The sequence below is a fragment of the Streptomyces sp. NBC_00236 genome (assembly GCF_036195045.1).
Classification (GTDB): Bacteria; Actinomycetota; Actinomycetes; order Streptomycetales; family Streptomycetaceae; genus Streptomyces.
Genome location: NZ_CP108100.1, coordinates 3,077,323 through 3,092,835 on the forward strand (window position 1 = coordinate 3,077,323; position 15,513 = coordinate 3,092,835).

Sequence of the window (15,513 nt, forward strand, 5' to 3'; positions counted from 1 at the left end):
CGGTCACCTGATCTCCAGGATCTTCTCCCTCATGGCGTAGACCACGGCTTCCATCCGGGAGTGCAGCTGGAGCTTCTCCAGAATGTTGCGGACGTGGTTCTTCACGGTGTTCTCGGAAATGAAGAGTTGCTTCGCGATATCGCGATTGTTCATGCCCGTAGCAACCAGTTTGAGGACTTCGAGCTCACGTTCGGTGAGCCGGGGCGCCGGAACCAGCCGGCGCTCGTCGGTCCGCTGGATCATCGACTTGAACTCGGTGAGCAGTTTGGACGCCATGGACGGGCTGATCTGGGACTGTCCGTCGGCGACGGCGCGAATCGCGGTGGCGACCTCGTCCGTGGAGATCTCCTTGAGGAGATAGCCGGTGGCACCCGCCTTGATGGCGTCGTAGAGGTCCGCTTCCTCGTCGCTGATCGTCAGCATGATGATCTTCGCGCTGGGGGCCACCTCCTTGATGGAGGTGCAGGCCTCGATGCCGCCGCGCTTGGGCATGCGTACGTCCATCAGGACGATGTCGGGCAGCAGGTCGGCCGCCTTGTCGACCGCCTCCGCCCCGTCGCCCGCCTCTCCGACGACCTGGATGTCCTCTTCCTGTGCGAGGACGATCTCCAGGCCTCTGCGGAACAGGGCGTGGTCGTCGACCACAAGAACCCGGATCGGCTCCTTGCGGGAACCGCTGTCGTCGTCCGCGCCGGTACGGTCACCGCCGGCGTCATCGGCATCATTCGCATCGTGCACGGGCCCGAAGGTGTCCGCCATCGTTCCTCCCCCTGAAGGCCACGGCCTGAAGTTCACAAACTGTCCGCCAACGGCAGTTCACAGAGCACCGATTGGCTTGGGCCGCCATGATTTCATGCCTGGACGTCGGAGCGGTGATCCCGTGGTCGCACGAGGGTGCCCCTGGGGGCGCACAGACGCTCCAGGGGCACCACGAAGTGGTGGCGTCAGCCGCCGAGCGCGCCGCCCGCGCCGCCCGCCTCATCGGCGGCCAGTGGGTCGGTCCTCAAGTGGATGACACCGTAGTCGTAGGCATGCCGCCGGTAGACGACACTGGGTTCCTTCGTCTCGGAGTCGACGAACAGATAGAAGTCGTGACCGACCAGTTCCATCTCGTAGAGCGCCTGGTCGAGCGACATGGGTGCCGCGACGTGCGTCTTCTCGCGCATCACCAGCGGTCCTTCGCCCTGTACCTCGAGCGAGCCGATCCTGGTGGTGGGTACGGGCTGTGCCGTCTCGTCGGCGACCAGCTCGCCGTCGCCGCTGAACGACGCCGCGTCCGGCACCATTTCACCGACCTCAGCAGCGGGGATACGACCCGTGCCGCGGCGGCTGTAGCGCTTGTCGTGCTGCTTGCGCAGCCGCGCCTCCAGCTTGCCTGTGGCCAGGTCCAGCGCTGCGTACGGGTCGCCTGCGGCCGCTTCTGCCCGGATGACCGGTCCGCGCGAGCGAAGCGTGATCTCCACCCGGTCGGAGCGGTCCGCCTGACGAGGATTCGGCTCCTTGGACACCTCCACGTCGAGGCTGATCACCTTGCCGTCGAACTTCTGGATCTTGTCCAGCTTCAGCTTCTCGGCCACGTGCTTGCGGAACCGCTCGGGCACCTCGGTCTTGCGGCCCTTGACGACGATGTCCACGCAGAACTCCGTTCCCGGATCGCTCCGCTCAGCGGCGGAGCATCTCCCTTTTGCACCAGGCCCCGGTGATGACCGGAGCCGCGGACTCGGTGACTTCCACCTCCTCCTCCCCCGTCGGCAAGGTCTCCACCCCACCGAATTCCCGGTTTCCGAACGCCGGTGGGTCGCCTGCCCGAAACCTGGCGGTGCATTCGTCGAGGCCTGGCATTCACCATTCCTCACAACCGAACATAGCCTGCCAGGACGGATGTCGGCACCCGCTACTCGCACGTACCTCCGTTCAGGTCTTTTTACCCACTCACTACCTGCAACGATGCAAGTTCAGTTCCAGTTCCGGTTTATTTCGAAGGCGGACGGAGAAGCTGCAACAACGGCCGCGTGACGCACCCCGGAACCGGCGCTCCCCCACCCGCCGCCCTCTTCGATCGCCCGGGCCGCTTCGGCCAACGAGGCACCTGTCGTCAACAGGTCGTCCACCAGCACCACCCGTCCGGCGGCAAGCAGCCGCCCACCGCCGGCCACGACCCTCAGGGCCCCTGCCAGATTCTCCCGGCGCTCACGCGCGCCGAGACCGGACTGATCGGCCACCGGACGCCGCTGCCGCAGCACACCGGCCACCCGGGCCGACGTGCCCGCACGGCGCAGTTCCGCGGCGGCCGCCCAAGCGATCCGGCGCGCCGGATCGTGCCCACGCGCGGCAGTGGCCCGGCGCGCCGACGGTACGGGCACCAGCAGCAACGGCCTCCCGTCGGACGACGACCCCGCCCCGGCCCTCACGGCACCCGCCAGCGCCCTTCCGGCAGCTCCGGCCAGGCCCAGTGCACCCCGCTCCTTGTGGGCCAGCAGCACCGCACGTACCGCGTTCCCGTAACCGGCGGCCGCATGTACGACGGGCAGGCCGGCAGGCTCCGGATCAGGTCTCACCCGGCGGGGCGCCCCGCCGTACAACTGCGCGGCACACTCCTCGCACAGTTCTGTCCGTGGACTGCCGCAGCCGCCGCAGTCCACCGGCAGGACCAGTCCAGCGATCTCACGCCACCACCCGCGCATGGCTCCACTGTGCCCGCCCCGGGGCAGCCCGACCACCCCTGTGGACAACGGCCGGCCACCACGGAACACCCGGCTGCGGAGGTCAGCCCGGGTAGACCAGCGCCGAACCTTCCTTCAGCACCGTCTGCCAGTTGTCGCCGGGCAGCAGTTTCACTATTCCGTCGCCGACGGTGTCCGCCATCAGCGGCAGCTGTTCGTCGTCCGCCGCCGCGATCGCCCGCACCTGGTTGACACCGGGCAGCACGCCCGAGGAGGGCGTCGAACCGTCCGCCTGCACATAGCGGACCTGCTGCACCCCTCCCTCCTCCTTGCCGACCACCACGAGGCGGCTGCCGCCCGACCACGACATCGCGGTCACATCAGCCAGCTGCGGCGCGGCGTGCCTCAGGTCCACCACGGAGACCTGCTCCTTGCCCTGCGGGCCCTGCCGCTCGATCCGGCCGATCTGCAGCGTCGTCCGGTCGCCCAGGGTCATCAGCAGTGCGACGCGCACCCCGTCCGAGGACAGGCGCAGTGCCGTGATCCGGCTGCCGTCCAGGATCGGCACGGTGACCTCCTCCAGCTTGCCCGTGCCGTGGGCCAGCCGCAGCAGCCGCGGGTTGTCCGGGTCGCGGTCGGCGACCCAGAGGTCGCCCCGGCTGTCCCAGCTGGGGGCGGTCAGCCGGTCCCCTGCCTTGCCGGCCCTGCTGGTCACCACAGGTGGCCCGAGTTCCCCGCCCGCGGCGAGCGGGGCCACGTAGAGCGCGTCCTTGTTCTGCGAGAGCGCAGCCGCCGACTGCTCGTCGCGGGCCACTCCGACCGCGCTCACCCGCAGGGGACCGCTGCCGAACGGACCGGCCACCGGCTCCGGCTCGCCGCTGCCCCGGGTGCTTCCCGGAATGCGCTCCACATGCCCCTTGGCATCGACGAAGTACTGGCTGTCGGAACCACCCGACGAACCGTCGGGGGCGTACTCCTCCGCCTGGTCCGCTCCCAGCACGCACAGCGCCGACGCGTCGGACCGCTGCAGCTCGACCTGCTCGACCCGTGCGGATGTCAGGTCCCGGAGGGTGAAGAGCACCTGCGAGGCCATCATCCGGCAGGAGCGCTGCCCGGCTCCGTCCGCTTTCTTGTTGAGCGGGACCTTCAGCACGTTCCGGTCGTCGGGGGTCAGCGACGTGACGCCCTTCCGCAGTCCGGTGCCCGCGGGGAAGCGGGACGCGACCACCGGCCGCAGCCAGTCGGTCGGCCCCCTGAGGAGGCTGCGGACGGCCTGCGTCACCGTGTCCATACCGGTGGCGGGGTCGGTCCGGTTACGGATGTAGACCGGGTCGGCGACCAGCGTGGACTGTGCCTCGGTCCGCCCGGTGGCGAAGTAGAACTTGTTGACGGAACGGTAGAGGCGCTTGAAGTCTGACTGCCCGAGAACCAGGCCGTCCGGAACTCTGTCGATGCGCCATTCGCTGCCGTCCGGCCCCTTCTCCCGCACCAGGTGGAGCGTCTGGGAGTAGTCGTTCGGCGCGAGCGGCTGATAGGCGTTCTGGCCGTCGACCGTTGCCACCTCCTCACCGGTCAGGGTGTAGGTGACCTCGTTGGTGCTGCGGTCACTGTCGTGGACCGGCCGGTCGCTCCGGTTCGGCGCGTTGGCCAGCACCGTGGTGAGCGCGCCCGGCTTCCAGTCGCTCGATGCCTTCTTCGTGAGGTACTGGCGCGTGGTCCTGAAATCGGAGTCGTCACTGGTCATCGACTCCAGGAAGCCGTCCACCACCTCGTTCGGGGTGGCGCCGTCACGCGGCGCTACCGCGTACACCTGCACCTGGGAGTCACCGGGCTGCGAGGCGTCCACAGCCTTGACGTCCCCAGTGACGGGCATCGAGCCGCACGCGGACAGCAGCACGGCGCCGCATCCGAGCAGCACGGTCGCTCCCACCGCACGTCCACGGCCGCCCTGACGACGGTCAGTGCCCACGAGTCGTGTCCTCCCGCCCCGGATCCTGCCCCGGAGAGTCGTTGTGACGGTCCGGCCGCTCCCCTGCGGGACGCGGCACCACACGTGCGCCGTTGCCCGGGAGGGCCGCCGGATGCACCGAGGCCGGTGCGGTCCGGGCAGGCATGGGGGCCCGGGCCGGTACGGGCAGTGCCGCCCGGTCCGTGCCGGCCGGCTGCGAAGGCACCGCCACCAGCCGGTGCTCGCTGCTCCCGGCAGGAACGGACGCGGCCCGTTCCCGGTTCGCCCGGTTGCGCCGCGAGTCCTCGGGCTCCAGCGGTATCGGCGATCCGCGCAGCGGTTCGTCCGCCGTACGCGGCAGCGTCAGCCGGAACTGCGAGCCGCCGCCGGGCTCTCCCCAGGCCTGCAGCCAGCCGCCGTGCAGCCGCGCGTCCTCGACGGCGATGGACAGCCCGAGGCCGGTGCCACCGGTCGTCCTGGCACGGGCCGGGTCGGCCCGCCAGAAGCGGTTGAACACCCGGGTCGCCTCGCCGGGCTTCAGCCCCACGCCGTAGTCCCTGACGGCCACGGCGACCGCTCCGCCGGCCACGCCCAGGCGCACCACGACATCGCGTCCTTCGCCGTGCTCGACGGCGTTGACCACCAGATTGCGCAGGACCCTCTCGACCCGTCGCGCATCGGCCTCGGCGATCACGGGCTGCTCGTCACCGACCACCCGGATCCTGGTGCCCTTGCGCTCGGCCAGCGGCTCGGCGCCACCGATCACCCGCCGCACGACCTGCCGCAGATCTATCGGCTCGGCCTCCAGTGCCGCGGCACCGGCGTCGAAACGGCTGATCTCCAGCAGATCGGAGAGCAGCGACTCGAACCGGTCGAGCTGGTCCCCGAGCAGCTCCGCGGAACGCGCTGTGACCGGGTCGAAGTCGACCCGTGCCTCGTGAATGACGTCGGCGGCCATCCGCACGGTCGTCAGCGGCGTCCGCAGCTCGTGCGAGACGTCGGAGACGAACCGCCGCTGCATCCGGGAGAGCTCCTCCAACTGCTGGATCTTCAGCTGGAGGTTCTGCGCCATCTTGTTGAAGGCTTCACCGAGGCGGGCGATGTCGTCCTCGCCGGTGACCTTCATCCGTTCCTGGAGCCGGCCGGCCGAGAGCCGTTCGGCGATCCCCGCCGCCATGCGTACGGGGGTGACGACCTGGCGCACCACGAACCACGCGATGGCCCCGAGCAGCACGACCACGAACAGGCCCGCGGTCGCCAGCGTGCCCTTGACCAGGGTCAGGGACTTCTCCTCCTGGGTCAGCGGGAAGACGTAGTACAGCTGGTACGGATTGCGGTCGATGTCGTAGAGCCGCTTGCCCACGATGAGGCCGGGCTGCGACTCCTGTCCGTTCGCGTATCTGATCTGGGAGTACGTCTGAAACGCTCCCGGACCCTTGTTCACCGACTCGCGCAGTTTCTGCGGGATGCTCGCGGCCTCGACGCTGCCCGAGCCGCGCGGCGCGCGGGACCCTTCGTCGGCGCTGAGCGCCACCACGTTGAAGGCGTTCTTCCCACCGCTGGCGAGCTGGCCGACGAGCTCGGTCCGCCAGGAGTTGTTGGCCATCCCGCCGTCCGCGGTGTCACCGTCCTGACCGGGAGGGAGCGGTGCGTTCGCCTTCTCCTGCGCGGCCACGAACCCTCCGGCGGCCTGCGTCTGAGCAGCCTTGCCCTTCGCGTCCAGCAGGCCGTTGCGCACCTGCCCGATCACGACGAGACCGAGCAGCAGCACCACACCGAGCGACATCAGCAGCGTGCCGGCGACGACCCGCAGCTGGAGGTTGCGCCGCCACAGCCGTACGGCAGGCAGCAGCGGACGCCTGACCCAGCGCATCAGCAGTCGCGGCACCGGCCCGCCGGGCGCCCGGTCCTGGAACAACCGGCCGCCCTGCAGGAAGCGGCCCACCGGAGATGACGTGTGCCCTGAACCGGCAGCCCGCTCCGCACGGACTCCCGGCTCCCCGGGCTTCGGAGCAGTGCTACCCAGGGTCATGTCAGCTCGGTCCGGCCTTGTAACCGACGCCTCGGACGGTCACGACGATCTCCGGCCGCTCCGGGTCCTTCTCGACCTTGGAACGGAGCCGCTGCACGTGGACATTCACCAGACGGGTGTCAGCGGCGTGACGGTATCCCCAGACCTGCTCGAGGAGCACCTCACGGGTGAAGACCTGCCACGGCTTGCGGGCGAGCGCGACCAGCAGGTCGAACTCCAGCGGGGTCAGGGCGATGGACTGCCCGTCCCGCTTCACCGAATGCCCGGCCACATCTATGACCAGGTCCCCGATGGTCAGCTGTTCCGGTGCCGGTTCCTCGGACCTCCGCAAACGTGCCCTGATCCGGGCAACCAACTCCTTAGGTTTGAACGGCTTGACGATGTAGTCGTCGGCCCCGGACTCCAGGCCCACCACCACGTCAACCGTGTCGCTCTTGGCAGTGAGCATGACGATCGGCACACCGGACTCGGCCCTGATCAACCTGCAGACCTCGATGCCGTCCCTACCGGGCAGCATGAGATCCAGCAGGACCAGGTCCGGCTTTGCCTCACGAAATGCAGCAAGTGCCTTGTCGCCGTCCGCTACGAACGACGGCTCGAACCCCTCACCACGCAGCACAATCCCGAGCATCTCGGCCAGTGCGGTGTCGTCGTCGACGACAAGGACGCGTCCCTTCATAAACGACATCATCCCATTAGCTAATCGTTACCTGCGATGATCTGGCACACAGCTCTGCCAGTCCGACCCCTGTGACCGGGGAGATTACGCCCTCCTCCGTGACGATCGCCGTGACGAGCTCCGGCGGCGTGATGTCGAAGGCGGGGTTGTACGCCGGGGTTCCCAGCGGGGCCACGGGCACTCCGCCCGCACCCCTCCCGTCACCCCCCAGCCGTGGCGGTGTGACCTCAGTCACTTCCCGGGCCGGTCGCTGCTCCACCGTGATGGCCGCACCGTCCGCGGTGTGCAGATCCACGGTCGTGGTCGGTGCCACCACGATGAACGGTACGTGGTGATACTTCGCGAGGACCGCCAGCGGATAGCTCCCGACCTTGTTGGCCACCGATCCGTCGGCAGCGATCCGGTCCGCCCCGATGAGCACGGCATCCACTTCGCCCGCGGCAAACAACGACCCCGCGGCGTTGTCCGTGAGCAGGCTGTACGGCATGCCGTTGCGTGCGGCCTCGTACGCGGTCAGCCGGGCGCCCTGCAGCAGCGGACGGGTCTCGTCCACCCACAGCCGCCTGAGCCGCCCCGCCCGGTGCGCACCGAGCGCCACCGCGAAGGCCGTTCCCTCACCCCCGGAGACAAGCGCCCCGGTGTTGCAGTGGGTCAGCAGCCGATGGCCGCCACCGGGCAGCAACTCGGTCAGGAGGGCGAGCCCGAACCGGGCCATGTGCTCGCTGGCCACGGCGTCCTCCCGGTGCAGCGCCCGGGCCTCGTCCAGCGCCACCGCCGCCGCCCGCTCCGGGCCTGCCCCCTTGTCGACGGCCGCCCAGTACGCCGCGGAGGCACGCCGTACCCCGTACCCGAGGTTCACCGCGGTGGGCCGCGCCTGCTCCAGCAGACCCGCGGCCTCCGCCACGTCATAGCCCCGCGCGGCGGCGAGAGCCACCCCGTAAGCCCCGGCGATGCCCAGCAGGGGCGCCCCGCGCACCGCCAGCGTCCGGATGGCATCCACCAGCGCGGGGACGTCTGTACAGGCCAGCTCCGTCTCCTCGGCGGGCAGCCTCGTCTGGTCGAGGAGCACCAGGACAGGACCTTCCGGGGGCTCGTCCCAGCGAAGTACGGAAAGCGCAGCGGGCTCGCTGCCCACCGGCGATTGCGCGTCCTGATCAGCCATCCGCCCAGTCTGCCCCGTGGGACGCCCGTGCAGGAAGGAACGAAGGAGATACAGCGCCAGGCCCGGACGGGTGCCACGCGTGGCACGATGGCTGCCAACCTGACGCCCCGATGCGCGGACAGGACCGTGAAGGAGCGAGAATGAACGACACTCCGGGCTGGGCCTCGCCCGGATCTGCCCCCTCCGACGACCAGGAGGCAGGCGTCCCCCGGCCTTCCGAGCCCGTCGACGGCAGCGGACCTGCGGGGAACTGGTCTCCCACGCAGCCGCCCGCAGGGCAGTGGTCCGCGCCGGGCAATTCCACCACCGGCCCCGGCACACCGCCCCCCTACCCCGGCTGGGGCGTTCCCCCGCAGGGACCCGGCTGGGGGCGGCAGCCTGCTGCTGCCAAGCCCGGCGTCATCCCCCTGCGGCCCCTGGGTGTCGGTGAGATTCTGGACGGTGCCGTCTCCACCATGCGCGCGCACTGGCGCACGGTCCTCGGCATCACTCTCACCGTCTCCGTGATCGCCCAGGCCGGCATCCTGCTGGTACAGCGGTACCTGCTGCCGGAACCCCCGTCGATCGACCGGAACGCCACCGGCTCGGAGGCCCTGCGCCAGGCCACCGACTCGCTCCGCTCCAGCCTGCTCAACACCGCCCCGCCCCTGCTCATCTCGATGCTTGCCACGATCTTCACCACCGCAGTGCTGACGGTGGTGATCAGCCGCTCGGTGCTGGGCCGCCCCGTCACGCTCTCCGACGCCTGGACGGAGGCCCGGCCCCGGCTGCTCCCCCTCCTGGGCCTGACCCTTCTGCTCGCCCTCATGGCCGCCGTCATCATGACCGTGGGAATCCTGCCGGGATTCTTGATCGGCGACACGGCAGGTGTCGGCCTGGCCTTCATCGGACTGCTCGCCGCCGGCGGTGTGTTCCTCTGGCTCATGGTCCGCTTCTGTCTCGCCTCCCCGGCGCTGATGCTGGAACGGCAGTCGATCACCGCATCGCTGCGGCGCTCCGCCAAACTGGTCCGCGGCGCCTGGTGGCGGACCTTCGGCATCCTCGCGCTCACCTGGCTGCTGACGCTCATCGTGACGCTCGTGATCGGCATGCCGTTCGGCCTCATCGCGATGGCGGTGGACGACGGCGGCCTGAGCTCCTTCCTCACCGACGGAGCCACCAGTTTCGGCTGGCCGTTCCTGATCGTCTCCGCGATCGGCGACGTGGTCATCGCGACGATCACCTATCCTCTGTCCGCCGGTGTCATGGCCCTTCTCTACGTCGACCAGCGCATCCGGCGAGAAGCGCTCGACCTCGACCTTGCCAGGGCAGCCGGTCTGCCCGGCTACGACAACAGGAGCTGACACCGTGTCGGGGGCGGGTGGCACAGCAGCGGTGTTGCTGATCCGGGCAAGCGGCGACATACCCGTGGACACTCCACGGGTGCCCGCCCGCGAAGCCGCGCGGCACGAACTGTCCAAGCCGATGTACCACGAGAACGATCCGAACCCGCTCCAGCGCGCTCTGGACCACCTGTGGGACTGGATCGGCGATCTCCTCTCGACCGCCTCGGGCGCTGCCCCGGGCGGACCTGCGGGACTGGTCGTACTCGTACTGATCGTGATCGCCCTGATCGCCGCGCTCCTCTGGCGTCTGGGCGCGCCGCAGCGCACCTCGCGGGCAGCGGACGCCCTCTTCGAGAGCGGCCCGCGCGGAGCACTGGAACACCGCGCCGCCGCCGAGGCCCACGCCGCCGCCGGCCACTGGAGCCAGGCGGTCCAGGAGCGGATGCGCGCCATCGTCCGCTCACTGGAGGAACGCGCTCTGCTCGACGCCCGCCCCGGACGCACCGCCGACGAGGCCGCCGCAGAGGCGGGCCGCACGCTTCCCGCACATGCCACGCGGCTCCGCGCGGCAGCCCGGATCTTCGATGACGTGACATACGGCGGCCGATCGGCCGACCAGCAGACGTATCTGACCGTGCTCACCCTCGATCTCGACATCGAGTCCGCGACACCGCACCTCTCCGGCACGCTCCTGGGAGCTGCCGAATGACCGCGACGACCGCTCCGTCCACCTCCTCCTCCCTCACACCGCGCCAGGTCTGGATCCGCGCTCGCGGGCTCCTGCTTGCCCTTCTCGTACTCGTCGCCGCAGGCATCGCCCTGGCCGCCACCCGCTCCGGAGACCAGCACGGTCGGCTCGATCCCCGCTCCGCAGACCGCTACGGCAGCAGGGCCGTCGCCGAACTCCTCAAAGACCGCGGCGTATCCGTCCGGGTCGTCACCACGCTTCGTGCCGCCACGTCCGCAGCCGGCTCCGACACCACTCTGCTGGTCGCCGCCCCCAACCTGCTGACGCCGTCTCAACAGGACGCGTTCCGTTCGGCAACCATCGATACGGGCGGCCGGACCGTCCTCCTCGCTGCCGGTCCACCCTCTGTGGGCACACTGGCACCCGGCGTCCGCGCGCGGTCCTCCGTGCCGGTGTCGGCACGTGCCCCACAGTGCTCTCTGGCCGCTGCACGCCAGGCCGGCCAGGCCGAGACAGGGGGCTTCCGCTACACGTCGACCGGTGTCGGTGCCCTCGCCTGCTACCCGGCCGCCGAACTTCCCTCCCTGCTGATGCTGGAACAGCCGGCCTCGGGTGACACCGTCCTGCTCGGATCCCCCGACCTCCTCTACAACGACCGTCTGGACAACGAGGGCAACGCCTCGCTGGCCCTTCAACTCCTCGGATCGCGCCCACATCTGGTCTGGTACCTCCCCTCGCTCAGTGATCCCTCGGCTGCGGGCAGCAGCGGAGACGACGACAGCGGTTCGGACGGCGACAGCGCGGAGGACGAAAGCAGCTTCATCGACCTGGTGCCGTCGGGCTGGCTCTGGGGAACCCTCCAACTCACCCTCGCGGCCGTACTCGCCGCGATCTGGCGAGCGCGGCGCCTGGGCCCCGTGGTCGCCGAGCGGCTTCCCGTGGTCATCCGCGCCTCCGAATCCACCGAGGGCCGTGCCCGCCTCCAGCGCAAGACCAAGGCCCGCGACCGGGCTGCCGCCTCCCTGCGCCACGCCACTCGTACCCGCCTCGCCCCCTTGGTCGGCGTCTCCCTTCGCGACGCACACGCTCCCGCGGCGCTCCTCCCCGCCGTTTCCGTGCGCCGCGGATCCGACGACACCCGCCTCCACGAACTGCTCTTCGGCTCGGTCCCTTCGGACGACGCCGCACTCGTCCTTCTGGCAGAACAACTCGACACCCTCGAAAGAGAGGTCCGTACCTCATGAGCGCCCCGCCCCCCATTCCCGCCGGGACAACCGGGACCGTCAGCGGCGACGCCGCTGCCCGCGCTTCCCTGGAAGCGCTGCGCTCCGAGATCGCGAAGGCCGTGGTCGGACAGGACCCGGCGGTCACCGGTCTTGTGGTCGCGCTGCTCTGCCGCGGCCATGTCCTGCTGGAAGGTGTCCCCGGCGTGGCCAAGACCCTCCTGGTCAGGGCCCTCGCAGCGTCGCTCGAACTCGACACGAAGCGCGTCCAGTTCACCCCCGACCTGATGCCGAGTGACGTCACGGGCTCACTCGTCTACGAGGCCCGCACCGCCGAGTTCTCCTTCCAGCCGGGACCGGTCTTCACGAACCTTCTGCTCGCCGACGAGATCAACCGGACGCCTCCCAAGACCCAGTCGTCCCTTCTGGAAGCGATGGAGGAACGCCAGGTCACTGTCGACGGCACTCCTCGCCCCCTGCCGGACCCGTTCCTCGTGGCGGCCACGCAGAACCCCGTGGAGTACGAAGGCACGTATCCCCTCCCTGAAGCCCAACTGGACCGGTTCCTCCTCAAGCTGACGGTCCCGCTGCCGTCCCGCGACGACGAGATCAACGTCCTGACCCGCCATGCCGACGGGTTCAATCCGCGCGACCTGCACGCGGCGGGCATACGACCGGTCGCCGGGCCCGCCGATCTGGAGGCCGCACGTATCGCTGTCGCCAGGACCACCGTCTCCCCCGAGATCGCCGGCTATGTGGTGGATATCTGTCGTGCCACGCGTGAATCCCCCTCGCTCTCCCTGGGTGTCTCACCCCGGGGCGCCACCGCTCTGCTCTCCACTGCCCGTGCCTGGGCCTGGCTGACCGGCCGCGACTACGTCACCCCGGACGACGTGAAAGCCCTCGCACTCCCCACGCTCCGGCACCGCATACAACTGCGGCCCGAGGCGGAGATGGAGGGGGTTACCCCGGACTCCGTCATCACCGCGGTTCTCGCCCATGTCCCCGTACCCCGTTGAGGCGGTGAATGGTGGCCCTTACCGGACGCACCGCTCTGCTCGCCGCCCTTGGGTCACTCCTTGTAGGCATCCTGGCCCCGAGCTGGACGGGCATGCTCGCGGTCAACGCCCCGCTTCTTCTAGCAATTCTGTGCGACTACGCCCTGGCAGCGCCAGTGCGTCAGCTCCAGTTCACTCGATCCGGTGATACAACCGTTCGACTCGGCGAGAGCGCCGAAGTGCTACTCACCGTAGTCAACCCTTCCCAACGTCGCCTGCGGGCACACCTCCGCGACGCATGGCCTCCCAGCAGCTGGTTCCCGGGCACCGACCAGGCAGCGTCCCGCCACACACTGGATGTGCCGTCCGGTGAACGGCGCCGTGTCGCCACGTTGCTGCGCCCCACCCGTCGCGGCGACCGCCGGGCGGAGCAGATCACCGTGCGCTCCTACGGCCCGCTGGGACTAGCAGCCCGCCAGGGCAGCCACCGCGCCCCGTGGAAGGTACGGGTCCTGCCGCCCTTCACGAGCCGTAAACACCTGCCGTCCCGCCTGGCCAGGCTGCGCGAACTGGATGGCCGTACGAGTGTCCTCACCCGGGGCGAGGGCACGGAGTTCGACAGTCTGCGCGCCTATGTCCCCGGCGACGACACCCGCTCGATCGACTGGCGGGCCACCGCGCGCCAATCGGCGGTCGCCGTACGCACCTGGCGCCCGGAGCGCGACCGTCACATCCTCATCGTCCTCGACACGGGCCGTACATCAGCGGGCCGAGTCGGCGATGTGCCCCGCCTCGACGCCTCGATGGACGCGGCACTCCTTCTCACCGCCCTGGCCACCCGAGCCGGCGATCGCGTGGACCTTCTCGCCTATGACCGCCGTGTACGCGCCCAGGTCCGGGGCCGCGGTGCCGGTGACGTCCTGTCGGCCATGGTCGACGCCCTGGCCCCGCTGGAGCCGGAACTCGTGGAAACCGACGCCCGAGGCCTGAGCGCCGCCGCGCTCACGCACGCTCCCCGGCGCTCCCTGATCGTGCTGCTGACCAGCCTTGACGCAGCCCCGGTCGAGGAAGGACTGCTGCCCGTACTGCCACGTCTTACCCAGCGCCATACCGTGCTGCTGGCAGCCGTGCGGGACCCCCACATCGAGGAGATGGCGGCAGCGAGGGGAACAGTGGACGCGATCTACGACGCTGCCGCGGGAGCCCAGGCTCAGGCAGAACGGCGTCGGACGGCGGACCAGCTCCAGCGTCACGGCGTGGTCGTCGTCGACGCCACCCCGGACAGCCTCGCGCCGTCCCTCGCGGACGCCTACCTGGCCCTCAAGGCGGCCGGCCGGCTGTAACGTCGCCGGCCCCGTCGCACCGAACCTGCCGGCCCGAGTCGCGAGCAGGGACAGGCAGAGGCAGGGCGGGGCGGCGGCGGACGAATCGCGAGGGGAGTCAGGCCCGGATCCCGGCCGCATCCGGCTCGTGGTGTGGCTCGCGTTCGGACCAGGGAAGCAGGAACGGGGTGAACAGCATGAGAAGACCAGCGACGGCGATCGCGGCGCGAGGCCCGGTGACGGCGGCCAGCAGACCCCATAGCCCGGTCATGGCCGCGACAGTCAGCTTGCTGGTGACCGACCACGCCGCCAGGGTGCGGACGATCCGGTCCGTCGCCGTCTGTTCGAGCCGGTAGGTGGCGAACACCGGGTTGAACACACCCATGCAGGTGATCAGCCCGAACTCGACCACGATGACGAGTACGAGTCCGCCTGTGCCGGGCCGGATGAAGGCCAGCCCGAGCGACCAACACGCGCGCAGCGCCCCGGCGGCGAGCAGGACCTTCTGCCGTCCGACCCGTGCGACAAACCCTCGGGCCAGCCGTGAGCCGATGATCCCGCCGATACAGGGCAGGCCGAAGGCGAGGCCGTACTGCCAGGGGGCGAACCCGAGGTTCCCGAGCATGAGGACGGCGAGCAGTGGCGAGGTCGCCATGATCAGACCGCTGACCAGGACCGTGTTGAAGAACAGGGGACGCAGGGCCGGGTGGCTCAGAATGTACCGCCACCCTTCGATCAGGTCACGGGGCCGGAGGCGCGACCTTGGCGTGCCCGTCCGCGCAGGGAGCGGCTCGCTACCACCGATCGCACGGATTCCTGCTGCTGAGAGCAGATAGCTGACCGCATCGGCCAGCACGGTCGTCACTGGTCCGAAGAATCCGATCGCTGCTGTGCCGGCCGGCGGTCCGAGCACCGTGACGGTCCAGGCCGTGGACTCGAACCGTCCGTTCGCGGCGAGCAGGTCCTCCGGCCGTACGAGCGTCTTCAGATACGCGCCACTGGCCGCGCTGAAGGCGATGTCGGCCGCACCGACGACGACGGACACGAGCAGAAGCTGTACGAAGCCGAGCAGCCCGAGCGCATAGGCGGCGGGTACGCTCATCAGCGCTACGAACCGGATCAGGTCCATCGCGACCATCACCGGCCGCTTGCGGCGGAACTCCAGCCACGGCCCCAGCGGCACGGCTACGGCGGCTCCCACAGCGAGCCCTGTCGCGGCCAGTACGGATACCTGGGTCGGCCCTGCGTGGAGTGCAAGGATCGCGATCAGAGCGAACGCGTCGAACGCCAGCCGCGTACCGAACCCACTGACTGCGTACGCCGCCCACAGCCAGCCGAACTGCCGGCCCAACGGTCTCCTGCTCACCATGCTCAGCCCGCCCTGATGTGTTGTCGAACAAACAGACATTGACCATGAAGAGCTAATCGAGCTGGACAACAGCAGGTCAAACAACCAACCTGGCGCCGCTGCAC

13 protein-coding genes are annotated in these 15,513 nt (G+C 69.8%); 5 read left to right on the plus strand and 8 right to left on the minus strand.

The window, feature by feature from the left end; all coding sequences use genetic code 11:
- Positions 1-3: 3 nt before the first annotated feature.
- The 7 genes from OG446_RS13720 to mtnA all read right to left on the minus strand — a co-directional run bounded on the left by OG446_RS13720 (position 4) and on the right by mtnA (position 8,484).
- On the minus strand, positions 4-759 hold the full coding sequence (locus OG446_RS13720; RefSeq protein WP_328894303.1) for a response regulator transcription factor: 756 nt from the start codon (positions 757-759) through the stop codon (positions 4-6).
- Positions 760-944: 185 nt separating this feature from the next.
- Positions 945-1,634 carry a ribosome hibernation-promoting factor, HPF/YfiA family gene (gene hpf / locus OG446_RS13725; RefSeq protein WP_328894304.1) on the minus strand — a complete coding sequence of 230 codons (690 nt, stop codon included), beginning with the start codon at positions 1,632-1,634 and terminating at the stop codon, positions 945-947.
- Between the two features lie 321 nt (positions 1,635-1,955).
- The gene (locus OG446_RS13730; RefSeq protein ID WP_328894305.1) at positions 1,956-2,684 is read right to left on the minus strand and encodes a ComF family protein; all 729 of its coding nucleotides are present in this window, start codon (positions 2,682-2,684) and stop codon (positions 1,956-1,958) included.
- Positions 2,685-2,766: 82 nt separating this feature from the next.
- A complete protein-coding gene (locus tag OG446_RS13735; RefSeq protein ID WP_328898290.1) occupies positions 2,767-4,536 on the minus strand; it encodes an LpqB family beta-propeller domain-containing protein in 1,770 nt (589 codons plus the stop codon).
- An 85-nt stretch (positions 4,537-4,621) separates the two neighbouring features.
- Positions 4,622-6,643, minus strand: coding sequence for an MtrAB system histidine kinase MtrB (mtrB, locus tag OG446_RS13740; protein ID WP_328894306.1), 2,022 nt, complete (start codon positions 6,641-6,643; stop codon positions 4,622-4,624).
- A gap of 1 nt (position 6,644) precedes the next feature.
- The gene (mtrA, locus tag OG446_RS13745; RefSeq protein ID WP_005316841.1) at positions 6,645-7,334 is read right to left on the minus strand and encodes a two-component system response regulator MtrA; all 690 of its coding nucleotides are present in this window, start codon (positions 7,332-7,334) and stop codon (positions 6,645-6,647) included.
- Between the two features lie 4 nt (positions 7,335-7,338).
- Entirely contained in the window at positions 7,339-8,484 is a 1,146-nt protein-coding gene (mtnA, locus tag OG446_RS13750) for an S-methyl-5-thioribose-1-phosphate isomerase (RefSeq protein WP_328894307.1), read from the minus strand.
- A 140-nt stretch (positions 8,485-8,624) separates the two neighbouring features.
- Between mtnA and OG446_RS13755 the strand changes: the two genes are divergently transcribed.
- The 5 genes from OG446_RS13755 to OG446_RS13775 are packed head-to-tail and all read left to right on the plus strand — an operon-like array spanning position 8,625 to position 14,061.
- A complete protein-coding gene (locus OG446_RS13755) occupies positions 8,625-9,827 on the plus strand; it encodes a hypothetical protein (protein ID WP_328894308.1) in 1,203 nt (400 codons plus the stop codon).
- Positions 9,828-9,831: 4 nt separating this feature from the next.
- Positions 9,832-10,518 carry a DUF4129 domain-containing protein gene (locus tag OG446_RS13760; RefSeq protein ID WP_443050112.1) on the plus strand — a complete coding sequence of 229 codons (687 nt, stop codon included), beginning with the start codon at positions 9,832-9,834 and terminating at the stop codon, positions 10,516-10,518.
- Positions 10,515-11,741 carry a DUF4350 domain-containing protein gene (locus tag OG446_RS13765; RefSeq protein ID WP_328894309.1) on the plus strand — a complete coding sequence of 409 codons (1,227 nt, stop codon included), beginning with the start codon at positions 10,515-10,517 and terminating at the stop codon, positions 11,739-11,741. The genes OG446_RS13760 and OG446_RS13765 overlap by 4 nt, the downstream gene beginning before the upstream one ends.
- Entirely contained in the window at positions 11,738-12,739 is a 1,002-nt protein-coding gene (locus OG446_RS13770; protein WP_328894310.1) for an AAA family ATPase, read from the plus strand. Before OG446_RS13765 ends, OG446_RS13770 begins: the two co-directional genes overlap by 4 nt.
- An 11-nt stretch (positions 12,740-12,750) precedes the next feature.
- The gene (locus OG446_RS13775) at positions 12,751-14,061 is read left to right on the plus strand and encodes a DUF58 domain-containing protein (RefSeq protein ID WP_328898292.1); all 1,311 of its coding nucleotides are present in this window, start codon (positions 12,751-12,753) and stop codon (positions 14,059-14,061) included.
- 97 nt (positions 14,062-14,158) lie between these two features.
- Here the strand turns inward: OG446_RS13775 and OG446_RS13780 are convergent, their stop codons facing one another.
- Complete coding sequence (locus OG446_RS13780) at positions 14,159-15,409, minus strand: MFS transporter (RefSeq protein ID WP_328894311.1); 1,251 nt, start codon at positions 15,407-15,409, stop codon at positions 14,159-14,161.
- Between the last annotated feature and the right edge of the window lie 104 nt (positions 15,410-15,513).